We start from the raw sequence: 23,363 nt of genomic DNA on the forward strand, positions 1-23,363 counted from the left end.
ATGCGCTTCGACTCCCTGATCGACTCCGTCGGCGGCACGCCGCTCGTCGGCCTCCCCAAGCTCTCGCCGACGCCGGACGTACGCCTGTGGGCCAAGCTCGAGGACCACAACCCGACCGGGTCGATCAAGGACCGCGCGGCGCTCAGCATGATCCTGCGTGCCGAGGAGGACGGCCGGCTCACGCCCGGCGCCACGATCCTCGAGCCCACCAGCGGCAACACCGGCATCTCGCTCGCGATGGTCGCCAGCCAGCGGGGCTACAAGCTCATCTGCGTCATGCCCGAGAACACCTCGATCGAGCGCACGCAGCTCCTGACGATGTGGGGCGCCGAGATCATCCCGTCGCCCGCCGCGGGAGGGTCCAACGAGGCCGTACGCGTCGCCAAGGGTCTCGCGGCCGAGCACCCCGACTGGGTCATGCTCTACCAGTACGGCAACCCGGCCAACGCCGATGCGCACTACGAGGGCACGGCGCCGGAGATCCTCGCCGACCTGCCCGAGGTCACCCACTTCGTCGGCGGCCTCGGCACGACCGGCACGCTGATGGGCGTCGGCCGGTTCTTCCGCGAGCACAAGCCCGAGGTCCGCATCGTCGCCGCCGAGCCCCGCTACGGCGAGCTCGTCTACGGGCTGCGCAACCTCGACGAGGGCTTCGTGCCCGAGCTCTACGACGCGTCGCTGATCGACTCGCGGTTCAGCGTCGGCCCCCGCGACGCCGTACGCCGGGTGCGTGAGCTGATCGAGGCCGAGGGCATCTTCGCCGGCATCTCCACCGGCGCGATCCTGCACGCCGCCCTCGCCCAAGCGGCCAAGTGCGTCAAGGCCGGCGAGGCCGCCGACATCGCGTTCATCGTCGCCGACGGCGGCTGGAAGTACCTCTCCACCGGGGCGTACGAGGGCACGCTCGACGAGGCCGAGGACAAGCTCGACGGCCAGCTCTGGGCCTGATCCCGCCCAACCCGTATCGCGACGGCATGTCGTCGGTTAGCCTCGTGCCGTGAGCCAGATCGTGGTGTTCTCCGGAAGCGCTCATCGACCCCTCGCCGAGAAGATCTGTTCAGAGCTCGGTCAGCCCCTGTCGGCGTCCGACACGATCAGGTTCAGCAACGACTGCCTCCAGGTGCAGCTGCTCGCCAACTGCCGCAAGAAGGACGTCTTCATCATCCAGCCGCTGGTCCCGCCGACGCAGGACCACCTCATGGAGCTGCTGCTGATGATCGATGCGGCTCGCGGAGCCAGCGCCGACTCGGTGACCGCCGTGATCCCGCACTACGCGTACGCCCGCTCGGACAAGAAGGACGCGTCGCGCATCTCGATCGGCGGTCGCCTCGTCGCGGACATGCTCACCACCGCCGGCGCCGACCGGGTCGTCACGATGACGCTGCACGCGCCCCAGGTGCACGGGTTCTTCAGCGTCCCGGTCGACCACCTCACGGCGATCGGCGAGCTCGCCGACTACTACCGCAACCGCGACCTGACCGACACCGTCGTCGTGTCGCCCGACCTCGGCAACGCCAAGACCGCGTCGCTGTTCGCCCGACTGCTCGGCGTACCGGTCGCCGCCGGCAGCAAGCAGCGCCAGGCCGACGACAAGGTCGTCATCGACGCGATCGTCGGTGACGTGGCCGGCAAGACGGCGATCGTCCTGGACGACGAGATCGCCACCGGCGGCTCGATCATCGAGCTGATGGACAAGCTCGAGGCCGAGGGCTGCACCGAGGCCTCGGTCGCGTGCACCCATGGGCTGTTCACCGGCAAGGCGGTCGAGCGGCTTCGCAACCACCCGTCGATCACCGAGGTCGTCACGACCGACACCGTGCCGCCGCCGGCCGACTGGCCCGAGCTGCAGGTGCGTTCCGTGGCCGGCCTGTTCGCCGAGGCGATCGCCCGCATCCACGCCGGTGAGTCGGTCTCGTCGCTGTTCGACGGCGTCGACCCCGCGCACGCCCCGCCGCAGCCCAAGCTCCCGCTGTAGCTCCGCGCTGAGCGTGGGAGGTGAGACTCACGTGTGATCTGCGGCCAGTTCACTTTGTCGTAACACTCCGCCCCCGTAACCTTTTCGCTTGTGAGCAACGCACCGATCGGCATCTTCGACTCCGGCTTCGGCGGCCTGACGGTCGCCCGCGCCGTGCTCGACCAGCTGCCGCACGAACCGGTGCTCTACCTCGGCGACACCGCGCGCCAGCCCTACGGCCCCAAGCCCATCTCCGAGGTCCGTGAGTACGCCTTGGAGTGCCTCGACCATCTCGTCGCCCAGGGCGTCAAGGCGCTCGTCATCGCGTGCAACTCCGCCAGCGCTGCGGTCCTCCGCGATGCGCGCGAGCGCTACGACGTGCCGGTCGTCGAGGTCATCGTGCCGGCCACGCGGCGCGCCGTCAGTGCCACCCGCAACGGCTCGATCGGTGTCATCTGCACCGAGGCGACGGCGACCTCCCGGGCGTACGACGACGCGTTCGCGGCCAATCCCGGCATCACGCTGCACACCCAGGCCTGCCCGCGGTTCGTCGACCTCGTCGAGGCCGGCATCACGAGCGGCCCCGAGCTCCTGGCGGCCGCCGAGGGCTACCTGCGGCCGTTGCTCGCCCTCGACGTCGACACGCTGGTGCTGGGCTGCACGCACTACCCGCTGCTCACCGGCGTCCTCTCCTACGTCATGGGCGACGGCGTCACGCTCGTCTCGAGCGCCGAGGAGACCGCCAAGGACGTCTACGCCCTGCTGGTGCGTGAGGGCCTCGAGCGTGACCTGTCGCTGCCCGAGCCGACCCACCGCTTCCTGACCACCGGACGGCCCGAACAGTTCCGCGAGCTCGGCCGCCGCTTCCTCGGGCCCGAGATCGAGACCGTCGACCAGTTCGCCTGGATCGGCGTATGAAGCTCACCGTGATCGGCTGTGCCGGCTCGTTCCCCGGACCGGACTCACCCGCGAGCTGCTACCTCGTCGAGGCGCCGTTCGAGGGCCGCACCTACCGGCTGCTCATCGATCTCGGCTCCGGTGCGCTCGGCGAGCTGCAGCGCGTCTGCGACCTCCGCGACGTCGACGCCGTCGCGCTGTCGCACCTGCACGCCGACCACTGCTTCGACCTGTCGGGCCTCTACGTCGTCAGCAAGTACCACCCCGACGGCCAGCTCGACCGCATCCCGGTGCTGGGCCCGGCCGGCACCGGCGACTTCCTCGCCACGGCGTACGGCATCCACGAACCGGTCGGCATGACCGAGCAGTTCGACTTCCGCGACTGGCAGGACGGCGGGACCGTCCAGCTCGGACCGTTCGCCGTCACGTCGGTGCTCGTCGACCACCCGGTGCCCGCGTACGCCATCCGTGTCGCCGCCGGCGGTCACTCGCTGGCCTACTCCGGTGACACGGGACCGACCGACCAGCTGGTCGAGCTGGCCGCCGGCGCCGACCTGTTCCTGTGCGAGGCGTCGTTCGTCGAGTCCGCCGACAACCCGCCCAACCTGCACCTCACCGGCGCCGAGGCGGGCACCTACGCCACCCGAGCCGACGTGGGCCGGCTGCTCGTCACCCACATCCCGGCGTGGACCGATCGCGCCGAGGTCGAGTCCGACGTCAAGACGACGTGGGAGGGCCCGTACGACCTGGTGACCGCCGGCTCGACCTACGACCTGTCCTAGATAGGCTCGCGGCATGACCCGCGAAGATGGCCGCAGTGCCGATCAGCTCCGACCCGTGACCATCACCCGCAACTGGCTCGACCACGCGCAGGGCTCGTGCCTCATCGAGTTCGGCAAGACCAAGGTGCTGTGCGCCGCCAGTGCGAGCGAGGGCGTGCCGCGCTGGCGCAAGGGCTCCGGGCTGGGCTGGGTCACCGCCGAGTACGCGATGCTGCCGCAGGCGACGCACGACCGCTCGCCGCGTGAGTCGGTCAAGGGCCGGGTCGGCGGCCGTACGCACGAGATCTCCCGCCTCGTCGGGCGCTCGCTGCGCGCCGCGATCGACTACAAGGCGCTCGGCGAGAACACCATCACGATCGACTGCGACGTGCTGCAGGCCGACGGTGGCACCCGCACGGCCGCGATCACCGGGGCGTACGTCGCCCTCGCCGACGCCGTCGAGCACCTCCGTGGCAAGGGGGCGCTGACCGGCGAGCCGCTTGTCGAGTCGATCGCCGCGATCAGTGTCGGCATCATCGACGGCGTCCCGTTGCTCGACCTCCCGTACGTCGAGGACGTCCGTGCCGAGACCGACATGAACGTCGTGATGACCGGCGGCGGCAAGTTCATCGAGGTGCAGGGCACCGCCGAGGGCGCGCCGTTCGACAAGCCCGAGCTCGATGCCCTGCTCGAGCTCGCCGCCAAGGGCTGCGCCGACCTGACCAAGCTCCAGAACGAGGCTCTCGGCCGATGACCCAGGTGGTGCTGGCGTCCAACAACGCCAAGAAGCTCGCCGAGCTGCGCCGCATCCTCGAGCCGCTCGTCCCCGGCATCGAGGTGCTCGGCCTCGCCGACGTGACGCCGTACGACGAGCCGGCCGAGACCGAGCCGACGTTCGAGGGCAATGCCTTGATCAAGGCGCGGGCCTGCCTCGCCGTCACCGGCCTCCCGTCGCTTGCCGACGACTCGGGACTGTGCGTCGACGCCCTCAACGGCATGCCGGGCGTGCTGTCGGCCCGCTGGTCCGGCGTGGCCAAGGACGCCGGGGGAGACGCGGCCAACAACGCACTGCTGCTGAGCCAGCTGTCGGACGTGCCCGACGAGCGCCGCACGGCCCAGTTCCGTTGTGCTGTCGCCCTGTGCACGCCCGACGGCAGCGAGATCATCGAGCTCGGCGAGATGCCGGGCCGCATCCTGCGCGCTGAGCACGGCGAGGGTGGTTTCGGCTACGACCCGCTGTTCGCCGCCGACGGCTACGACGTCTCGACCGCTGAGCTGCCGGCGGGGGAGAAGGACCGCATCAGCCACCGCGGCAAGGCGCTCACCGCCATCGCGCCCGCTGTGGTCGACGCGCTGAGCTAGCGGGGGTCGAGCGCGGCGATGACCCGCCGCGCGATCGCCAGGCTGCCGTTGCGGTTGGGGTGCACGCCGTCGACCACACGGTCGGCGGTCAGCGCCCCTCGGGTGCTGACGAACTGGATGCCGTGCAGCTTGGCCTGCGCCGCGATGATCGCGGTGACCCGCTTCTGGTTCTGCGGGTCTCGGGGCCCCCACGGCGGCCCGAGCACGATGATGCGGGTCGACTTCGGCAGGAACGTCTGCAGGGTGTCGAGGTAGCGGTCGACCGCGTGGTCGATGACCCCGTCGGAGGCGGTGACGAACCGGCCGTCCTGGCAGGTGGCCCAGTCGTTGCGACCGCCCTCGACGATCAACAGTGACGGAGCCGGGCCGGAGTAGGCCTTGGGGCGATCGATGAACGTGTCGCCCGTGCAGGAGTGACCGGGACGCAGGTAGCCCGAGCCCGACTGGGCGTAGCGGGTGACCGTCGCGTGGAAGTGGTCGCCGGTGATGCTCCACCAGCCCTGGTCGGCATCGCCGGGCTTGTCGTTGTAGCGGGCCGTGATCGAGTCACCGACGACGACGATGCCCCGCGGTGCGAGCGGCGAGACGGCCACACGTTCGTCACCCGTGGCGCCCTGCCAGGCGATGAACGGGGCGACCAGCAGCGCGACCAGCACGGCGAGAACGACGGACCGTCGAGTGGTCACCCTGGGAATCGTCATGCGTGCGCTTTCTCTGCTGAAGTCAGCGCAACTCTAGGTCGGAAATCCCGCCCGGCCCGACAGAATGGCCGAAGTCAACCCAAAAGTCACCAAACCTCATCCGAACGGTTCATGAAAACCTGACTCGATGAGCTATTCGGGCAGTGCGAACCCCTGCTGACGCCAGGCCTCGAAGACCGCGACCGAGGCGGTGTTGGCGAGGTTCATCGAGCGCCGTCCAGGCAGCATGGGCAGTCGTACGCGGGCCGTGACGCGTGGGTCGGCGAGCACCTCGGGCGGGAGTCCTGTGGGCTCGGGGCCGAACATGAGGACGTCGCCCGGCTCGTACGTGATGTCGGTGTAGAGCTCGTCGCCGCCGGCCGTGAACGCGTACACGCGCGCCGGCGCCAGGGCGGCGAGGGCGGCATCGAGATCGGGATGCACCGACATGACCGCGAGGTCGTGGTAGTCGAGACCGGCACGCCGCAGCTTGGACTCCTCGAGGTCGAAGCCCAACGGCTCGACGAGGTGCAGCTCCGCGCCGGTCACCGCGGCGAGCCGGATCGCCGCACCGGTGTTGCCGGCGATGCGTGGTTCGAAGAACAGGATGCGGAACACGTCAGCCACGCCCCTTCGGGCTCCAGCTCAGCACGCCGTGGACCACGAGGCCCGCGACGATCGCCCATGCCGCCGACCCGATGTGGAGCGCCGTGACGCCCGAGGCGGCGACGAGGAACGTGACGACGGCTGCCTCCCGGCCCTTGCGCTGCGACATCGAGCCCTCCAGGGAGTCGGCCAGCGTGCCGAGCAGCGCCAGGCCGGCGACCGTGGCGATGACGCCGGTCGGGGCGACGGCGACGAGTGCGGCGAGCGCCGCCGACGATGCGGCCAGCACGACGTACGTGGCGCCGGCCGACTGCGACGCGATCCACCGACGGCTCTTGTCGGGTCCGGCGTCGGGCCCGGCGGCGAGGGCGGCGCTGATGGCGGCGAGGTTGACCGAGTGCCCGCCGGCCGACGCCCCGGCAACGGTGGCGAGGCCGGTCGTGACGATCGTGTCCCGCCACGGCACGTCGTATCCCAGCGACTTCATGATCGCCACCCCCGGCACGTTCTGGGACGCCATCGTGACGATGTAGAGCGGCAGCGCGATGCCGACGACCGCCTCCCAGGTCCACGACGGGGTCGTCAGGCTGAGCTCGGGCAGCAGGGACGACGCGGCGATGCCATCGCCGCGGCGGATCATGTCGATGCCGATCACGACGCCGGCGGTCACGAAGGCCGCGGGCACGGCCCAGCGCGGTGCGAGCCGTACGACGATCAGCCAGACCAGGGCGATCGGCACGATCGCTCCCGGGTTGTCGACCACGCCCTTGACCGGCTTGATGCACAGCTCGAGGACGACGCCGGCGAGCATCGCCTGTGCGACGGGTGCCGGGATCCGGCCGATCAACCGGCCGAGCGCCGGCCAGAAGCCGGTGATCACGTACGCCACTCCGGCGATCATGAACGCTCCGACCGCAGCGGTCCAGCCGCCGTCGACCGCGTCCATGCTCGCGAGCAACGCGGCCCCGGGGGTCGACCAGGCCAGGACGATCGGGATCCGGTGTCGCCGGCTGAGCCAGACGACCCCGACAGCCTGCGTGAGGCAGAGCGCCAACAGCCCCGATGCGGCTTGGTGGCGATCGGCCCCGACGGCGACCAGCCCGGTGAGGACCACGGCGAACGAGCTCGTGTAGCCCACGACCATCGCGATGATCCCGGCGCTGACCGGCTGCTGCAGCTCCGACCGGCTCATCCGCGACCCGAGACGATGCAGTGCCGCTCCATGGCAAGTCAGCCTAGACTCACCGACCATGGCCTCACCTCAGCGCGTCCACGTCACGCACACGTACACGTCCGATCCCGTCACCGTCTTCGAGAAGCTCTCGGAGCACGAGAACCTCGGGCCGATGTTCGGTGCCAAGATCACGCGCATCTGCGACGGCGACACGTCACGCAACGGCCCCGGTTCGACGCGGGCCCTCAAGATCGGGCCGCTGCCGGCGTTCCACGAGACCACCACCAAGGCCGAACCCCATCACCTGATCGAGTACAAGATCAGCAAGGGCAGCCCGCTCCGCAACCACTGGGGCGTCCAGAAGCTCACTCCGACCGCGGACGGCGGCACGCACCTCGACTACACGATCGGCTTCGACATGCTGGTCCCCGGCATGGCGGCCTTGGTCGGCAAGGTCGTCCAGGCGAACATCAAGAAGGGTCTGGCCAAGCTGACGCCGTGACCGTCGGCCAGATTGTGTAACAATATGGCGTGCGTCCCGTCCTGCTCGTCGTTGCCGCCGCGGTGTGCTTCGGCACGACTGGGACCGCGCAGGCGTACGGACCCGACGCGGCGTCGACCACCGCAGTGGGGCTGACCCGCATCGTCGCCGGCGGCAGCCTGCTCGCGGCGGTGGCGTGGTTGGCGGCTCGGCGTTCGCCCGTACGAGCGGCCGTGCCGAGACTGTCGCCGGGAGTCGTGCTGCTCGGCGGGGCCGCGGTGCTGGCGTACCAGCCGACGTTCTTCGCCGGCGTGCGCTCCAACGGTGTGGCTGTCGGCACCGTGATGGCGCTCGGCGCAGCGCCGGCGCTGACGGGACTGCTGGAGTGGCTGGTCACCCGCCGGCTGCCGTCGCGGCCGTGGTTCGTCGCCACCGGATGCGCCGTGATCGGCGTGGGGCTGCTCGGCGGCCTGCTGGACGAGGCTGACGCGTCGATCAGCCTGCCCGGCATCGCCGGCTCGCTCGGTGCGGCGCTGTCGTACGCGATCTATGCCCTCGCGGCCAAGCGCCTGCTCGACGAGGGGGCGAGCGCCACCACCGCGATCGGCAGCATCTTCGGTGTCGCGGCGGTGCTGGGCGCTCCGTTCCTGCTGCTGGTCGACCTCTCCTGGCTCGGTTCGGTGTCGGGGCTCGCCATGGTTGCCTGGCTCGCTGCCGCGACGGTGGCGCTGGCGTACGTCCTGTTCGCGATCGGCCTGCGGAGCCTCAAGGCCTCGACGGTCTCGACCCTGACCCTCGTCGAGCCCATGACCGCGTGCCTGCTGGGCATCGTGCTGCTCGACGAACGACTGTCAGCGCCGGGCTGGGTGGGCCTCGGCATCCTGCTCTGCGGCGTGGTGCTGCTGGCGGTGCCGTCGCGTCGTGCGGCGGTGGTGGCCGTATGACTGAACGTGCGACCGGCGCCGATCGGCTCGCCGCCGAGCTGCGGCAGCGTGTGCTGTCGGGTGAGCTCGTGCCCGGCGCACCCCTGCGCGAGGAGGCGCTGGCCGAGGAGTACGCGCTCTCGCGGCACACCGTACGACGCGCCCTCGAGCGGCTCGTCGCGGATCGGCTGCTGGTCTCCGAGGCGTACCGCGGAGTCCGGGTCACGTCGTTCAGCGACGCGGACGTCGTGGCCCTGCAACAGCTCCGCACAGCCCTCGAGTCGGAGGCTGTCCGGCTGATCCGTGCCGACCACGGCGAGTCATGGCCGTCGGAGCTGGTCACGCCGTTGCTCGACGCGGCCGACCGCATGGCGATCGACCCCTCGCCGGAGCAGGCGCACTCGGCGTTCCACCGCGCCCTGGTCGCGGCGGCCGGAAGTCCCCGCATCACCGAGGCGTACGAGCGGCTCGACACCGAGATGCTGCTGTTCCTTCGGCAGCTGCGCTCGGCGTACGACGGCCACCGCCTCTGCACGGAGCACCGCGACTACCTCAGCGCCGTGCAACGACGAGGCGATGCCGCCGTGCGTCAGCACCTGGCCGACTCGACGGCGATGCTGCTCGCTTCACGACTCAGTCCGTGAGTCGCTCCCAGAGCGCCGCGGTCTGTGGCTCGACGCCCTCGGTGTGCATGCGCTGGAAGTTGCGACCACCCCGCGCGAAGGTGTGTGCCACGCCGGCCGGCACGAGGACGGGGTCCACGGGCTCGCGGATCCAGTCGGTGTCGCGGACGTTGACGAGGTCCACCTCGGCGCCGCCGGCGTCGTACCGCAGCGGCCCCGTCAGCCGCCCGACGTACGTCTCACCGTCCGGCGTACGCGTCCAGACGAATGCCTCGAGTGGCGCGGAGGCGAGCCGCTCCAGCCGGCGCTCGGCCCGGGGATCCGTGACCTCACCCATCCCGCACACGCCCTGGGCGAGCGCGCGTTGGACGGACATGGCCGGGTCGATGTCGTCGCGGCGCGACCGCATCGGCGCGCGGTAGACCGGAGTCAACGTCGCTCCAGCTGGACGTCTGATTGGCGCCAGCACGGCAATGTCCCCGCACCGACGATGGACTCATGACCACGACACATGAGACCACCACTATCGCACTCGTCACCGGCGCCAATCGGGGGCTCGGACTGGCCACGGCGCGGCTGCTCGCGGAGGGCGGAGCCACCGTGCTCGTCGCCGCCCGCAGCACCGCGAAGGCCGAGCTCGCCGCGGCACAGCTGCGTGACGAAGGCCTCGCGTGCTGGCCGCTCACGCTGGACGTGGACTCGGAGTCGAGCGTCGTGGCGGCGGCCGAGCAGGTCGAGCGGGACCACGGGCGGCTCGACATCCTCGTCAACAACGCCGGGATCCTCCCGGAGGCCACGACGCCGGATGCAGACCGACCGCTCGACCTCGGGCTCTTCCGTCGTACGTTCGACACCAACGTGTTCGGTGCCGCCGCGGTGTCGCAGGCGTTCCTGCCGCTGCTCCGCGCCTCGGACGCCGGCCGCATCGTCAACGTGTCGAGCCGGATGGGTTCCCTGACCGACCAGCTGGATCCCACGTCGCCGTACGCCTCGATGGTGCTGCCGGCCTACCAGAGCTCGAAGGCCGCCCTCAACGGCCTGACCGTGGCGCTGGCGAAGTCGCTGAGCGACACCCGGGTGCGGGTCAACTCCGTGTGCCCGGGCTGGGTCCAGACCGATCTCGGCGGACCCGACAACCGCGCAGCGGCACCCACGCCGGCGATGGAGGCGGCGCGCACGGTCGTCCAGATGGCGCTCGTGCCGGCCGACGGCCCGACGGGTACGTTCGTCGATCTCGACGGGCCCATCCCGTGGTGAGCCCGGCTCACGGTAGGTAGGCGGCCTTCAGGTTGAACGTGGCGTCGGCGTCGCCCGAGAGCGTGCAGGTCACGTCGATCCGGTCCGCCCGGTCCGCGCGGTCGTGCCGGCCGCCGACGAACATCGTGCTCGTCTCGCCGGGCCGCATCGAGGTGGTCGTCGTGACTCCAGCGGTGAGCTGCCCGGGCCTGGGCTTCCACGTCCATCGCGCCACGACCTCGTCACCGGCATGTGCGGTGGCGACGATCTGGGTCACGGTGCCCGGATCGGTGAACCTGAAGCGCAGCCGCAGCGCCTCGAGCGACGTCACGGGGAACGAGACCCCGCCTCCGGAGCTCACGCTGCAGATCGCCAACGTCGGCCTGGCCGTCACCGTCGCGGGACCCACGGCTGACATCTCGGCCGCATCGACGTAGACGAAGTCACGGTGCGACGACAACGGCACGGAGACGCTGCGGCGAGATCGTCCGGTCGCCTCGCGGACCCGACGCGACGGTCCGGGGTCGCGAGAGGCCACGACCAGCGACCAGGCGTTGGCGAGCGGCTCCACGTGATGGGCGTACAGGCCGGCGCCGGCGAGCATCGCCTTGAGCCGAGCCACGTCGAACACCGAGACGTGCCCCCACTCGGACTCGATCCGTCCGTGCATCGGGACCGAGAACAGGAGATCGGCGCCCTCGGGCAGCGACTCGGCGAGGGTCTTGAGGGCGAGCTCGGCGTCCGGCACGTGCTCGAGCACCTCGCAGCAGATGACGAGGGTGGCGCCGGTCTCCTCGATGCGCTCGCGGGTGAGCTCATAGAGGTCGCCGACCTCGAGGTTGAGGGACTCCGGCGACAGGTCGTTGACGCGGAACAGGTCGGTCGCGATCGGCACGTAGCGGTCGACGACGTCGATGCCGTGATAGCTCTGCACGCCGCGGTCCTTGATGAGCTGGGCCGCCAGGAGTCCACGTCCGAATCCGACGTCGAACACCACCTCGCCGTGACGGGCGAAGTCGAGCGTACGGCGGAACCTCAGCCGGTTCTTCCTGGTCTCGGGGACGAGCTGCTTGCCGTCGGACAGCGTGTAGGTGAGCTCGCCGATCGTCTCCTCGGCGTACGCGTGCCACGCCTCCGTCTCATGGCCGAACACCCGGTCGGCGCCCCGCTTGCTGAGCCGTTCGTGGGCGTCGAGCAGCAACCAGCCGGCCCGTACGGCGGCGGCCTCGGTCGGGTCGGTGCCCTCGCGGTCCAGCGGCTGTTCTCCGGGCGTGGGCTCAGCGGTGACGCGGAGCCAGCGGCCGGGTATGCCGTCGGCCGGGATGGGTGCGCCCGGACGAGGGGCGGCAGACGGGGTTCGGGAAAGGCGAGTGCGGACCCGGCTGAACAGGGACGGCGTCGAAGTCACCCGCTGAACACTAGTGCGCCGCGGTGACGGGCTCTCACCTGACGTGCCGTGGTGATCGGCGGGTGGGGTGCGTTCGGAGGTCTGGGCTCCGTCGCTCACGTGAGCGTTTCGTCGGGTGCCGATGACAGGACTTGAACCTGCACGTCCGAAGACACGGCATCCTAAGTGCCGCGTGTCTACCAGTTCCACCACATCGGCTTGCGGCACTGATCCTAGTCCTCCCCCTGAGAGCCGGTTGCAGTGAATCGGCCCCGGCTGCGCCCAGCGAAATTGGGGGTCTGACGGTGGCAGTTTGGACACAGAAAACGCAAGTTGGCCCTCTGGTTGTTGTGAAAGTCGCCGTCGATGTGATCGACGTCGAGAGTCAGCGGCGATCCAAGCCAAGAGCCGTCGTTGCGACACATGGCGCACATGTATGGAACCCCCGACTCAACCAGGGCTCGCCGAAGAAGCGCGGGCTTCTGACGCCTGCCTCGGTCCGATTGGCGAACCAGAACCTGTCCAGGTGAAAGTCGGACCCTTCTGGCGCCTGGCGGATATCGCTGGAAGTGCGAAGTATCTAGGTCGAGCTTCTTGATCGTGCGGCTGATGTGCGTGTGGGTGCCGCCATCTTCCCGCAAACCGAGTAGTCGAACGACGCCTGCCACTGAGGTTGATTGCGCGACCAGTGGGATCAGGAGTTCCCGGGTGTATTTGCGTGGGGTCCCCATGCGTCGAAGCTAGACGGGGGGACCGACACTGGAGCTATGCCCCGAGGCCGAGGTCCTTGCGGAGCTTCGCGACGTGGCCCGTGGCCTTGACGTTGTACTGCGCCAGCGTGATCGTGCCGCCGTCCACGACGAACGTCGACCGGATGACCCCTTCGACGACCTTGCCGTAGAGCTTCTTCTCGCCGAACGCGCCCCACGCCTCGAGCACCGAGCGATCGGGATCCGACAGCAGCGTGATCGTCAGGCCGTCGCGCTCGCGGAACTTCGCAAGCTTCTCGGGCTTGTCAGGCGAGATGCCGAGCACCGTGTAGCCCTCGGCCTGCAGGCGATCGATCGAGTCGCTGAAGTCGCAGGCCTGCTTGGTGCAGCCGGGCGTCATCGCCGCGGGGTAGAAGTAGACGATGACCTTCTGGTCCTTGAGGTCCGACAGCGTGACCTCCTGGCCCGCGTCGTTCGTGAGGGTGAAGTCGGGTGCCGTGTCGCCAGGCTGCAGCCGCGTCGTCATGGGCACTATCCTGACGTACGTGTGCAGGTGAGTGGCCTGCACCCTCCGCAGACCCAGGTGAGCGAGGCGCGACGTGGCGAAGGCCAAACCCGACGAGATGGTCGACGAGATCGACGAGATCCGCGAGCGACTGGCGGACACCGTCGACGCGCTGATCGACCGCACGAATCCTCGCAACATCGCGCGTCGTGGCCTCTACAGCCTCCGCTCGCGATTCGTCGACGAGACGGGCTCGCCCAAGCTCGGCACGATCGTCCCGCTGGTCGGCGGCACGGTCGCCGTGGTCGCGGGCATCATCGTCATTCGCCGACTCGTGCGCTGACCATGCGTACGTCCTCGCGCCGGAGCTGACCGTGAGCCCGGCGCGTGACATCCCGCTGCGTCGCCTCCGGCTGCGCAAGCCGGCCGAGTCGCTGCAGGACCGGCTCTACGTGCTGCGCCGACGGTGGCGCACCCTCGTACGCCTGAGCCTCGGCACGGCGATCGCCTACTACATCGCGACACACGTCCTCGACCACCGGCAGGCGTTCTTCGCGCCGATCGCCTGCATCATCGTGCTGATCGCCGGTGCCGGCCTGCGCGGCCGGACGTCGTACGAGCTGGTGGTCGGCGTGTCACTCGGCGTCCTGGTGGGGGAGCTCCTGATCCTCGGCATCGGTCGAGGGACGTGGCAGATGGCGCTCGTGGTGACGCTGACGGTCGTCGTCGGGACGTTGCTCGGCCTCAAGGGTCTGGCGCTCACACAGTCCGCGACGTCATCGGTCCTGCTCGCGGCGGTGATCCCGGTCGCGGGTTCGGGCAACCCGGCCGTGACGCGGTTCCTCGACGCCCTGGTGGGCGGCGCGGTGGGCCTCGCGATGGTGCTGCTGATCCCGCGCAACCCGGTCCGTGACATCGACCGCGAGGTTCAGGGCTTCCTGCGGCGGTTGGCGGGCATCCTCAGTCGTACGGCGCAGGCGCTGCGCACCGTCGATGCGGCACTCGCGGACATCGCCCTCGACGAGGCGCGATCGATGCAGCCGCAGGTCGAGTCGATGACCTCCACCGCGGCCAACGTCAGCGAGATCGCCCGCATGTCGCCGATGCGCTGGAAGCAGCGAGAGCACGTCGAGACGTACGTGGCGACGGTTCGCGACCTCGACAACGCGATCCGCGACGCACGGGTGCTGGCGCGCAAGACCTCGACGCTCCTGCGTCGGGGCGAGGTCGTGCCGCCTGACATGGACCAGGCCATCGACGCCCTGGCCCGGGCCGTCGGCATCTTCGCCGACGACCTGTCGGAGCACGAAGACTTCGACCATGCGCGGCAGGAGCTCATCGAGGCAGCGCGGATGGCCACGGTCGCGCTGCCCGCGGCGATGACGATGAACAGCGCCTCGATCGCCGCCCAGGTCCGCTCGCTCGCCGCCGACCTGCTCTACGCCAGCGGCTACACCCGGGACGAGATCGACGACCGCCTCGAGTTTGACTGAGGTCGAGCGAGTTCTGCGAGCGAGCGCCGAAGTCAGGTTGAGCGATCGCGCCGAAGGCGCCCGATGATGAAACCTCGCGAGCTCACCACTCAACGCCACCAAAGGTGGTTTCGAGGGCGGCCGCGGCCGGCCTCCGCACCTCAACCACCGAGTCCCTCAGCCAACCTTCAGGTTCAAGTAGCGGTGAGTTCTCGCTGAGTTCATCCACATTCGATGGGCTGCGGGCATGAACTCATACAGGGGAAACATCAACAGACGAACCGTCGCCGGCATCGCAGCAGCAGCCGTCGTGGTCGGCGTCACCGCCGCCGGTGCGATCGGTGCGACACACGACCTCTCGGCCCACGGAGGTGCCACTCGGCTCTCCGGCGACCAGAGCAAGACCCTCAAGTCCGCCATCGACGGCGGCCGGGCTGACAACGTCATCCTGCTCATCGGCGACGGCATGGGCGACTCCGAGATCACCTCGGCACGCAACTACCAGTACGGCGCCGACGGCCGGTTCCCCGGCATCGACGCGTTGCCGTTCACGGGCCAGTACACGACGTTCTCGCTGACCAAGGACGGCAAGACCGACTACGTCCCCGACTCGGCCGCGACCGGAAGCGCTTGGGCGACGGGCACCAAGACGTACGACAACGCCGTGTCGGTCGACATCCGCGGCAAGGCGCAGCCGACCCTGCTCGAGCTGGCCAAGAAGCGCGGTCTCAAGACCGGCGACGTCACGACCTCGGAGATCCAGGACGCGACGCCGGCCGTGCAGGTCTCCCACATCTCGGCCCGCTCCTGCTACGGCCCGGTCAAGACGGCCGCGACGTGCCCCGAGGCAGCGTTGGAGAACGGCGGCCCCGGCTCGATCAGTGAGCAGCTGCTCAAGACCCGTCCCGACGTGACCCTTGGCGGAGGCGCGGCGACGTTCAACGAGAAGGCGACGGCCGGGAAGTGGAAGAACCTCACTCTCCTCGACCAGGCCGAGCGCCGCGGCTACCAGCTGCCGACCGATCTGGCCTCGCTCAACAAGATCACGAAGGCCAACCAGAAGAAGCCGGTGCTCGGCCTCTTCGGTCCGGGCAACCTGCCGGTGCGCTGGGTCGGACCGGCCGCGACGATCGACGGCAGCAAGAAGCCGGCGGAACGCTGCAAGGACAACTCGGCGCGTCCGGCGTCGCAGCCGTCGCTGGCCGCGATGACCAAGAAGTCGATCCAGCTGCTCGACAGCGGCAACAAGAAGGGCTTCTTCCTCCAGGTCGAGGGCGCCAGCATCGACAAGCAGGACCACGCGGCCGACGCGTGCGGCCAGATCGGTGAGACGGTCGACCTCGACGAGGCGGTCAAGGTGGCCCTGGACTTCGCCAAGAAGGACAAGCACACGACGGTCATCGTCACGGCCGACCACGCCCACACCAGCCAGATCATCGAAGCCGGCAGCACCTCGCCCGGCCTCACGACGAACCTGCTGACCAACGAGGGCAGCCCGATGACCCTCAACTACGGCACCTCGCCGGCCGGCGGCTCGCAGCAGCACACGGGCACGCAGCTCCGGGTCGCGGCGTACGGACCCCAAGCGGCGAACTTCGTCGGACTGACCGACCAGACCGACATGTTCTTCACCATCTCGCGGGCTCTGAAGCTCAAGCCGTAGCCCGCCGCCGCAGCGGTCGCGGCCGTCCGACTCCGTCACGCACGGGGCTCGCGACGGCCGCGACACGCCGAATGTTTACAACATGTATCGGGATACGATACGTTTCTCTGACTGCTCCCAGCCGGAGCGACGAAACTGTAGAAGGAGGTGGACCTCATGAAGAAGCTCAACACCACGACTCTCGCCCCGATCTGGCGCGATGCCGTCGCGTCTTTTGCCGGTCCCATCTCCGGAGCAGTGCACCTGAAGTAGCCCACACTCGTTGGCACTTCTGCCGCTTCGGATCTTCGATCTGAGGCGGTTTTTCTTTTGTCCGAACATCTACTCCACCCATCCAACCTTCAAGAGAGGAGGCGCGCTATGACCACGAAGCCCGATACACGACTCATGCCCGCACAGAACCCGACCGATCCGACCACAGGAAACGATCGAGAGGGGGTGAAGGCCGTGGGTATCCTCAACTCCCGTCAGGGCCGCAAGCGCGCCTGGGACGAGATGTCCGAGATCGACCGTGTCGTGCTCCTGGAGTCGGTGCGTCAGCGCCGCAAGGTCCAGAAGCAGAACCTCGCGATCCAGAACGAGATCTACCGTTTGCGTAGCATGCGCTGATCGCAGCTGAATGAGCGAGCGGCGGGCAGGGAGCAGTCCCCGCCCGCCGCTCGTCTGCGTTCAGCGCGCGGAGATGGCCTCGTCGAGGGCCAGGATGCGTCGCGCATCCCGTACGTGAAGCTCCTCGACCATGCGGCCGTTGAACGTCACCACACCCTGTCCTGCAGCCTTGGCCTCCTCGAACGCCGAGATCATGGCCTTGGCGTGCTCGACCTCGTCATGGGAGGGCCCGAACACCGCGTTGGCCGGCTCGACCTGGCTCGGGTGGATCAGCGTCTTGCCGTCGAAGCCCATCTCGCGGCCCTGTCGCGCCTCGGCGTCGAAGCCCTCGAGGTTCTTCACGTCGTTGTAGACGCCGTCGAGGATGACCTTGCCGGCAGCGCGGGCGGCGAGCAGTGCGATCGACAACGAGGTGAGGACCACGGGGTTGCGCCCCGGCACGTGAAGCCCGTACGTCTCGTTGACCACGTCGTTCGTGCCCATGACGATCACGGTGAGCCGGTCATGGGCAGCGGCGATCTCGCCGGCCTGGAGCAGCGCGACCGGCGTCTCGACCATGGCCCAGAGCGCCGTCGTGTCGGGCGCACCGGCCTGCTCGAGCGCGGCGACGAGCTGGAGGACCTCGGCGGCCGAGTTCACCTTGGGGACGAGCACGGCGTCGGGGCCGGCCTTGGCGGCCGCGGCGATGTCGGCGTCGTGCCACTCGGTGCCGATGCCGTTGACGCGGATCGCGAGCTCGCGGTGGCCGTAGTCGCCGGAGGTCACGGCGGCGCACACCCGGTCGCGTGCTTCGGGCTTGGCGTCGGGCGCGACAGCGTCCTCGAGGTCGAGGATCAGGGCATCGGCGTCGATGCCCTTGGCCTTCTCGAGCGCCCGTTCGTTGGCGCCGGGCATGTAGAGGACGGAGCGTCGGGGCCGCAGCAGGGTGTCAGTCATGGGGAGCTCCTAGAGGTCGTAGGCGGCGGCGAGCTCGGGATCGCGCTCGGCGAGGGCCTTGGCGAGGTCGAGCATGACCTGGCACTGCTTGCAGGAGGCGTCGTCCTCCATCTTGCCGTTGATCATGACGGCGCCCGAGCCGTCGCCCATCGCCTCGACGACCTCCTTGGCATGGGCGACGTCGGCCGGGTCGGGGGAGAAGACCTTGCGGGCGATGTCGATCTGCACGGGGTGCAGGCTCCACGCGCCGACGCAGCCGAGCAGGAACGCGTTGCGGAACTGGTCCTCGCACGCGACGACGTCCTTGATGTCACCGAACGGGCCGTAGAACGGCAGGATGTCGTTGGCCGCGCACGCGTCGACCATGCGCGCGATCGTGTAGTGCCAGAGGTCCTGCTGGTACGTCGTCCGGCCCGCGTAGAGGTCGTCGCCCTTGGGATCCTCGCGGACGAGGTAGCCGGGATGGCCGCCGCCCACGCGCGTCGTCTTCATGCGACGGCTCGCTGCGAGGTCGGCCGGCCCGAGGGAGATGCCCTGCATGCGCGGGCTCGCGGCGGCGATCTCCTCGACGTTCGTCATGCCTTCCGCGGTCTCGAGGATCGCGTGGACCAGGATCGGCCGGGTCAGGCCGGCGCGTGCCTCGAGCTGCGCGAGCAGGCGGTCGACGTAGTGGATGTCCTGCGCGCCCTCGACCTTGGGCACCATGACGACATCGAGCTTGTCGCCGATCTCGGTGACCAGGGTGATGAGGTCGTCCAGCGCCCACGGCGAGTCGAGGCTGTTGATCCGGGTCCACAGCTGGGTCTGGCCGAAGTCGGTCTGCTTCGCGATGTCGACGAGTCCCTGGCGGGCGGCTTCCTTGTTCTCGGTCTTGATGGCGTCCTCGAGGTTGCCGAGGATGATGTCGACCTTGGCCGCGATCTCGGGGACCTTCGCCTGCATCTTCTCGTTGCTCGGGTCGAAGAAGTGGATCATCCGGCTCGGCCGGAACGGCACGTCCGCCACCGGCGCGGGTGCGCCGACGGCCAGAGGACGAAGGAAGGCTCGGGGGTTTCGCACGCGGTTCACTTCTCTTCCCTGATGAGGACAAAACTTCTCTCAGTATGTCCATCGGCCGAGGTCAGCGGCTAGGGCGGGGGTCACACCCTCACAGCCGGGTCAGGTCGACCGGCTCGAACGTGCGGTCGCCGCCGGCGTCGCCGGTGTTCACCGTGCCTTGCAGCTCGACCATCATGATCGCGGTCTCCGCCTCGGCCACCGGCCGGTGCTCGACGCCTCTGGGCACCACGTACATGTCGCGTGGGCCGAGCACGACGTTGCCGTCACGCAGCTCGATCGTCAGCTCGCCGTCGAGCACTATGAAGAGCTCGTCGGAGTTGGGGTGGGCGTGCCAGATGAACTCGCCCTGGATCTTCGCGACCTTGACGTCGTGGTCGTTGACGGTTGCGACGAGGCGCGGCTCCCAGTGCTCGTCGAACGAGGCGAGGACGTCATCGAGACGGCACGAGTCCATGTGGCCATCGTCTCACCTGCCGTCAAGGTTCCGTCAAGGTTCGCTAGCGCCGCGTCAAGGCGGGCCGTGAACGCGGGTCGTGGGTGTGCGATGAGGTCATGACCTTCGATTCCGCAGTCCTGCTGGTGATCGTGATCGGCTTGCTGGCCTATCTCGTCGCCGCCCTGATCCTGCCCGACAAGTTCTGAGCCGCGCATGAACGACACCGTCTCCGGCCTCCTCACGCTCGCTGCTCTCTTCGTTCTGCTCGCTGCCGTGTACGCCCCGCTCGGCGACTACATGGCGCGGGTCTTCACGACGTCGTCGCACTGGCGGATCGAGAAGCGCCTCTATCGCTTGATCGGGGTGAACCCGGACTCGGAGCAGACCGCGCGCTCGTACACGCTCAGCGTCCTCGGGTTCTCGCTGATCAGCATCATCGCGCTCTACGTGATCCTTGTCGGGCAGAGCCTCCTGCCCTTCGATCGCGGATTGCCAGGCATGCCTTGGGAGATGGGGCTCAACACCTCGATCTCGTTCGTCACGAACACCAATTGGCAGTCGTACGGTGGTGAGTCGACGCTGGGCTTCGCCGCCCAGGCCGGGGGGCTCGCGGTGCAGAACTTCCTGTCGGCTGCGGTCGGAATCGCCGTTGCGGTCGCCCTGATTCGCGGGTTCGTGCGCTCACGCAGCGGTGAGCTCGGAAACTTCTGGGTCGACCTGGTGCGCGGAACTTTGCGCATCCTGCTGCCGATCGCGTTCGTCGGTGCCATCCTGCTGATCTCACAGGGTGCGATCCAGAACTTCAGCGACCACACGGTGCACGCGATCTCGGGCGGCTCTCAGGTGATCCCCGGTGGACCGGTGGCCAGCCAGGAGTCGATCAAGGAGCTCGGCACCAACGGTGGCGGGTTCTTCAACGCGAACTCCGCGCACCCGTTCGAGAACCCCACACCGTTCAGCAACCTGCTCGAGATGTTCTTCATCCTGGTCATCCCCGTCAGCCTGACCCGCACGCTGGGCACGATGGTCGGCAGTCGCAAGCAGGGCTTGTCGATCCTGGGCGCGATGACCTTCCTGATGGGTGTCGCCCTGGCCCTGACGACCTGGGCCGAGGTCGGTGCACACTCGCCGGCTGCCAGGCTCGCCGGCGGAGCGATGGAGGGCAAGGAGACCCAGTTCGGCACGTGGCTCTCGTCGATGTTCGCGGTGTTCACCACCGGCACCTCGACCGGGGCCGTCAACGCATCGCACGACTCCTTCACGCCGGTCGGTGGAGGGACGGTCCTGGTCAACATGATGCTCGGTGAGGTCTCGCCGGGCGGCGTCGGCGCCGGCATCTACGGCATCCTTGTCATGGCGATCCTGACCGTGTTCATCGCCGGGCTCATGGTCGGGCGTACGCCAGAGCTCCTCGGCAAGAAGATCGGCCGCAAGGAGATGACGTACGTCGCCCTGTACACGCTGAGCGTGCCGGCGATCGTCTTGGTGGGCATCGGCGCGGCGATCGCACGATCGACCACACGTGACGTCATGGGCAATCCGGGCGGCCATGGATTCAGCGAGGTGGTGTACGCCTTCACGTCCGCAGGCAACAACAACGGCAGTGCGTTCGGCGGCATCACCGTGACCTCAGACTTCTTCCAGCTCTCCCTGGCGGCGGCGATGTTGCTCGGCCGGTTCATCCCGATCATCTTCGTGCTCGCCCTCGCCGGCTCGCTCGCCAGACAGGGCAAGGTCCCGGTCACGGCCGGCACGTTGCCCACCCACACACCTTTGTTCGCTGGGCTCCTCGTCGGCGTGATCCTCCTGATCACCGGCCTGACGTTCTTCCCCTCGCTGGCCCTCGGACCCCTCGCGGAGGCTTTGTCATGACGCTCCACTCCCTGCTGTCTCAGCTGCCCCAGGCCTTGCTCAAGCTCGACCCGCGCCACCTGTGGCGCAGCCCGGTCATGTTCATCGTCTGGATCGGGTCCTTGATGACGACAGTCATCGCGGTCACCGATCCCAGCGTGTTCGCCTGGACCGTCGCCGTGTGGCTCTGGCTGACGGTCATCTTCGGCAACCTCGCCGAAGCCGTCGCGGAGGGCCGCGGCAAGGCGCAGGCGGCCTCGCTGCGGGCCGCTCGTACGGATGTCACGGCGCTTCGGATCAACCCCGACGGCACCGAGTCGCAGGTCGCCGGCACGGAGCTCAAGAAGGGGGACCGCGTCCTGGTCCGGGCCGGTGAGGTCATCCCCGGAGACGGCGACGTCGTCGAGGGCGTCGCCTCGGTCGACGAGTCGGCCATCACCGGCGAGTCCGCCCCCGTCATCCGGGAGGCCGGCGGCGATCGTTCGGCCGTCACCGGTGGCACCAAGGTGCTGTCGGACCAGATCGTCGTTGAGATCACCTCGGCGCCGGGAGAGACCTTTCTCGACCGGATGATCGCGCTGGTCGAGGGCGCGTCACGCCGCAAGACGCCGAACGAGATTGCTCTCTCGATCCTTCTGGTGAGCCTGACGATCGTGTTCCTGCTCGCCGTGGCGACCCTGCGGCCGATGGCGGCCTACGCCGGCGCACCGCAGAGCACGTTGGTGCTTGTCGCCCTCCTGGTGTGCCTCATCCCGACGACGATCGGCGCGCTGCTGAGTGCCATCGGCATCGCCGGCATGGACAGGCTCGTCAGGGTCAACGTCCTCGCGATGTCGGGTCGCGCAGTCGAGGCCGCCGGTGACGTCAGCACACTGCTGCTCGACAAGACCGGCACCATCACGTACGGCAACCGGCAGGCCTCGCGGTTCGTCCCGGCGGAGGGGGTCACCGCTGAGCAGATGCGTGATGCGGCCCGACTCTCGAGCCTCGCGGACCAGACGCCGGAGGGCCGCTCGATCGTCGAGCTCGCGCTGGCTCAGGGCGCCGACGACAACGACCTTCCCGTCGGGGCGGAGTTCGTCGAGTTCACGGCGCAGACTCGGATGTCCGGAGTCGACCTTGCCGACGGACGAACCATCCGCAAGGGCGCCGGTTCGTCCGTGGCCGCATGGGTTGGCCCTGCGACAGGATCGGGATCCACGGGATTGCCGGATGGAGTTCAGCTGACGATCGACGAGGTCGCCGGGAGCGGCGGCACGCCTCTCGTGGTCGCCGAGATGAATGCCGCTGGCACAAAGGTCCTCGGGGTCGTGCACCTCAAGGACGTCGTCAAGGAGGGCATGACCGAACGATTCGCCGAGCTGCGCCGCATGGGCATCCGGACGGTGATGATCACGGGTGACAACCCGCTCACCGCCGCGTCCATCGCACGTGAGGCAGGCGTCGACGACTTCCTCGCTGAGGCCACGCCGGAGGACAAGATGCGGCTGATCCACAAGGAGCAGGAGGGCGGTCACCTCGTCGCCATGACGGGTGACGGCACCAACGATGCTCCCGCGCTGGCTGCTGCCGACGTCGGCGTGGCGATGAACTCAGGCACGTCCGCCGCCAAGGAAGCCGGCAACATGGTCGACCTCGACTCCGACCCGACCAAGTTGATCGACATCGTGGCGATCGGCAAGCAGCTGCTCATCACACGTGGAGCTCTCACCACGTTCTCGATCGCCAACGACGTGGCCAAGTACTTCGCGATCATCCCGGCGATGTTCCTGGCGGCATACCCCTCGCTGGACTCGCTCAACGTCATGAAGCTCTCGACGCCGACCTCGGCAATCACGTCTGCCGTGATCTTCAACGCGTTGGTCATCGTGGCGCTGATCCCGCTCGCCTTGAAGGGGGTCAAGTTCCGCGCCGCTTCGGCTGAGTCGGTCCTGCGTCGCAACATCCTGGTCTTCGGCCTCGGAGGAGTCATCGCACCGTTCGTCGGGATCAAGCTCATCGATCTCATCGTCTCGACCATCCCAGGAATCGGGTAACC

26 protein-coding genes and 1 tRNA gene are annotated in these 23,363 nt (G+C 68.8%); 17 read left to right on the forward strand and 10 right to left on the reverse strand.

Annotated features, from left to right (window positions below):
* From ASE12_RS18350 to rdgB, 6 genes are all read left to right on the forward strand, one after another.
* Positions 1-948, forward strand: coding sequence for a PLP-dependent cysteine synthase family protein (locus ASE12_RS18350; RefSeq protein ID WP_056404008.1), 948 nt, complete (start codon positions 1-3; stop codon positions 946-948).
* 49 nt (positions 949-997) lie between these two features.
* Positions 998-1,975, forward strand: coding sequence for a ribose-phosphate pyrophosphokinase (locus ASE12_RS18355; protein WP_056404009.1), 978 nt, complete (start codon positions 998-1,000; stop codon positions 1,973-1,975).
* 90 nt (positions 1,976-2,065) lie between these two features.
* Complete coding sequence (gene murI, locus ASE12_RS18360; protein WP_056404011.1) at positions 2,066-2,872, forward strand: glutamate racemase; 807 nt, start codon at positions 2,066-2,068, stop codon at positions 2,870-2,872.
* Positions 2,869-3,633: an MBL fold metallo-hydrolase gene (locus tag ASE12_RS18365; protein WP_056404012.1), complete on the forward strand. Its 765-nt coding sequence runs from the start codon at positions 2,869-2,871 to the stop codon at positions 3,631-3,633. Before murI ends, ASE12_RS18365 begins: the two co-directional genes overlap by 4 nt.
* A gap of 13 nt (positions 3,634-3,646) precedes the next feature.
* Positions 3,647-4,366, forward strand: a complete 720-nt coding sequence (gene rph, locus ASE12_RS18370) for a ribonuclease PH (RefSeq protein ID WP_056404015.1) — start codon at positions 3,647-3,649, stop codon at positions 4,364-4,366.
* On the forward strand, positions 4,363-4,974 hold the full coding sequence (gene rdgB / locus ASE12_RS18375) for an RdgB/HAM1 family non-canonical purine NTP pyrophosphatase (protein WP_056404017.1): 612 nt from the start codon (positions 4,363-4,365) through the stop codon (positions 4,972-4,974). The genes rph and rdgB overlap by 4 nt, the downstream gene beginning before the upstream one ends.
* Here the strand turns inward: rdgB and ASE12_RS18380 are convergent.
* The 3 genes from ASE12_RS18380 to ASE12_RS18390 all read right to left on the reverse strand — a co-directional run bounded on the left by ASE12_RS18380 (position 4,971) and on the right by ASE12_RS18390 (position 7,452).
* Positions 4,971-5,660, reverse strand: coding sequence for an SGNH/GDSL hydrolase family protein (locus ASE12_RS18380; protein ID WP_056404019.1), 690 nt, complete (start codon positions 5,658-5,660; stop codon positions 4,971-4,973). The two genes, rdgB and ASE12_RS18380, sit on opposite strands and share 4 nt — an antisense overlap.
* A gap of 147 nt (positions 5,661-5,807) precedes the next feature.
* A complete protein-coding gene (locus ASE12_RS18385) occupies positions 5,808-6,272 on the reverse strand; it encodes a tRNA (cytidine(34)-2'-O)-methyltransferase (RefSeq protein WP_056404961.1) in 465 nt (154 codons plus the stop codon).
* A gap of 1 nt (position 6,273) precedes the next feature.
* Positions 6,274-7,452: a benzoate/H(+) symporter BenE family transporter gene (locus ASE12_RS18390; protein ID WP_056404021.1), complete on the reverse strand. Its 1,179-nt coding sequence runs from the start codon at positions 7,450-7,452 to the stop codon at positions 6,274-6,276.
* 58 nt (positions 7,453-7,510) lie between these two features.
* Between ASE12_RS18390 and ASE12_RS18395 the strand changes: the two genes are divergently transcribed.
* Genes ASE12_RS18395 through ASE12_RS18405 form a run of 3 tightly spaced genes read left to right on the forward strand, consistent with a single transcriptional unit; the run spans position 7,511 to position 9,482 of the window.
* Entirely contained in the window at positions 7,511-7,936 is a 426-nt protein-coding gene (locus ASE12_RS18395) for an SRPBCC family protein (protein ID WP_056404022.1), read from the forward strand.
* 29 nt (positions 7,937-7,965) lie between these two features.
* Positions 7,966-8,859: a DMT family transporter gene (locus ASE12_RS18400; RefSeq protein WP_056404024.1), complete on the forward strand. Its 894-nt coding sequence runs from the start codon at positions 7,966-7,968 to the stop codon at positions 8,857-8,859.
* Positions 8,856-9,482, forward strand: coding sequence for a GntR family transcriptional regulator (locus tag ASE12_RS18405; protein WP_056404025.1), 627 nt, complete (start codon positions 8,856-8,858; stop codon positions 9,480-9,482). The genes ASE12_RS18400 and ASE12_RS18405 overlap by 4 nt, the downstream gene beginning before the upstream one ends.
* Here ASE12_RS18405 and ASE12_RS18410 read toward each other — a convergent pair.
* A complete protein-coding gene (locus ASE12_RS18410) occupies positions 9,472-9,870 on the reverse strand; it encodes a hypothetical protein (RefSeq protein ID WP_082582388.1) in 399 nt (132 codons plus the stop codon). The two genes, ASE12_RS18405 and ASE12_RS18410, sit on opposite strands and share 11 nt — an antisense overlap.
* Positions 9,871-9,959: 89 nt before the next feature.
* Here ASE12_RS18410 and ASE12_RS18415 point away from each other — a divergent pair, with 89 nt between their 5' ends.
* Complete coding sequence (locus ASE12_RS18415) at positions 9,960-10,718, forward strand: SDR family oxidoreductase (protein WP_056404027.1); 759 nt, start codon at positions 9,960-9,962, stop codon at positions 10,716-10,718.
* Between the two features lie 7 nt (positions 10,719-10,725).
* Here the strand turns inward: ASE12_RS18415 and ASE12_RS18420 are convergent, their stop codons facing one another.
* The 3 genes from ASE12_RS18420 to bcp form a co-directional block, all read right to left on the reverse strand.
* Positions 10,726-12,105 (reverse strand): bifunctional 2-polyprenyl-6-hydroxyphenol methylase/3-demethylubiquinol 3-O-methyltransferase UbiG, encoded by a 1,380-nt coding sequence (locus ASE12_RS18420; RefSeq protein ID WP_056404028.1) that lies wholly within the window; start codon positions 12,103-12,105, stop codon positions 10,726-10,728.
* A 116-nt stretch (positions 12,106-12,221) separates the two neighbouring features.
* Positions 12,222-12,303, reverse strand: a tRNA-Leu gene (locus ASE12_RS18425).
* 546 nt (positions 12,304-12,849) lie between these two features.
* Positions 12,850-13,320, reverse strand: a complete 471-nt coding sequence (gene bcp / locus ASE12_RS18430; protein ID WP_056404029.1) for a thioredoxin-dependent thiol peroxidase — start codon at positions 13,318-13,320, stop codon at positions 12,850-12,852.
* A gap of 73 nt (positions 13,321-13,393) precedes the next feature.
* Between bcp and ASE12_RS18435 the strand changes: the two genes are divergently transcribed.
* The 4 genes from ASE12_RS18435 to ASE12_RS20180 all read left to right on the forward strand — a co-directional run bounded on the left by ASE12_RS18435 (position 13,394) and on the right by ASE12_RS20180 (position 17,043).
* A complete protein-coding gene (locus ASE12_RS18435) occupies positions 13,394-13,642 on the forward strand; it encodes a DUF3618 domain-containing protein (RefSeq protein ID WP_056404031.1) in 249 nt (82 codons plus the stop codon).
* A gap of 31 nt (positions 13,643-13,673) precedes the next feature.
* Complete coding sequence (locus ASE12_RS18440) at positions 13,674-14,792, forward strand: aromatic acid exporter family protein (RefSeq protein WP_056404033.1); 1,119 nt, start codon at positions 13,674-13,676, stop codon at positions 14,790-14,792.
* A gap of 226 nt (positions 14,793-15,018) precedes the next feature.
* On the forward strand, positions 15,019-16,434 hold the full coding sequence (phoA, locus tag ASE12_RS18445) for an alkaline phosphatase (protein ID WP_056404034.1): 1,416 nt from the start codon (positions 15,019-15,021) through the stop codon (positions 16,432-16,434).
* A 360-nt stretch (positions 16,435-16,794) separates the two neighbouring features.
* A complete protein-coding gene (locus ASE12_RS20180; protein WP_157413056.1) occupies positions 16,795-17,043 on the forward strand; it encodes a hypothetical protein in 249 nt (82 codons plus the stop codon).
* Positions 17,044-17,103: 60 nt separating this feature from the next.
* On the opposite strand, the gene ASE12_RS18450 is transcribed toward ASE12_RS20180, so the two are convergent.
* The 3 genes from ASE12_RS18450 to ASE12_RS18460 form a co-directional block, all read right to left on the reverse strand.
* A complete protein-coding gene (locus ASE12_RS18450) occupies positions 17,104-17,979 on the reverse strand; it encodes a CoA ester lyase (RefSeq protein WP_056404035.1) in 876 nt (291 codons plus the stop codon).
* A 9-nt stretch (positions 17,980-17,988) separates the two neighbouring features.
* Positions 17,989-19,038, reverse strand: coding sequence for a CoA ester lyase (locus ASE12_RS18455; RefSeq protein ID WP_056404963.1), 1,050 nt, complete (start codon positions 19,036-19,038; stop codon positions 17,989-17,991).
* Positions 19,039-19,126: 88 nt separating this feature from the next.
* Complete coding sequence (locus ASE12_RS18460; RefSeq protein WP_056404037.1) at positions 19,127-19,492, reverse strand: cupin domain-containing protein; 366 nt, start codon at positions 19,490-19,492, stop codon at positions 19,127-19,129.
* Between the two features lie 98 nt (positions 19,493-19,590).
* Between ASE12_RS18460 and kdpF the strand changes: the two genes are divergently transcribed.
* Genes kdpF through kdpB form a run of 3 tightly spaced genes read left to right on the forward strand, consistent with a single transcriptional unit; the run spans position 19,591 to position 23,361 of the window.
* Positions 19,591-19,680, forward strand: a complete 90-nt coding sequence (gene kdpF / locus ASE12_RS19900) for a K(+)-transporting ATPase subunit F (protein ID WP_082582392.1) — start codon at positions 19,591-19,593, stop codon at positions 19,678-19,680.
* A 7-nt stretch (positions 19,681-19,687) separates the two neighbouring features.
* Positions 19,688-21,346 (forward strand): potassium-transporting ATPase subunit KdpA, encoded by a 1,659-nt coding sequence (kdpA, locus tag ASE12_RS18465; RefSeq protein ID WP_056404039.1) that lies wholly within the window; start codon positions 19,688-19,690, stop codon positions 21,344-21,346.
* Positions 21,343-23,361 (forward strand): potassium-transporting ATPase subunit KdpB, encoded by a 2,019-nt coding sequence (kdpB, locus tag ASE12_RS18470; protein WP_056404041.1) that lies wholly within the window; start codon positions 21,343-21,345, stop codon positions 23,359-23,361. The genes kdpA and kdpB overlap by 4 nt, the downstream gene beginning before the upstream one ends.
* The last annotated feature ends 2 nt before the right edge of the window (positions 23,362-23,363 follow it).

The organism is Aeromicrobium sp. Root236 (assembly GCF_001428805.1).
In the GTDB taxonomy this organism is placed as follows: domain Bacteria; phylum Actinomycetota; class Actinomycetes; order Propionibacteriales; family Nocardioidaceae; genus Aeromicrobium.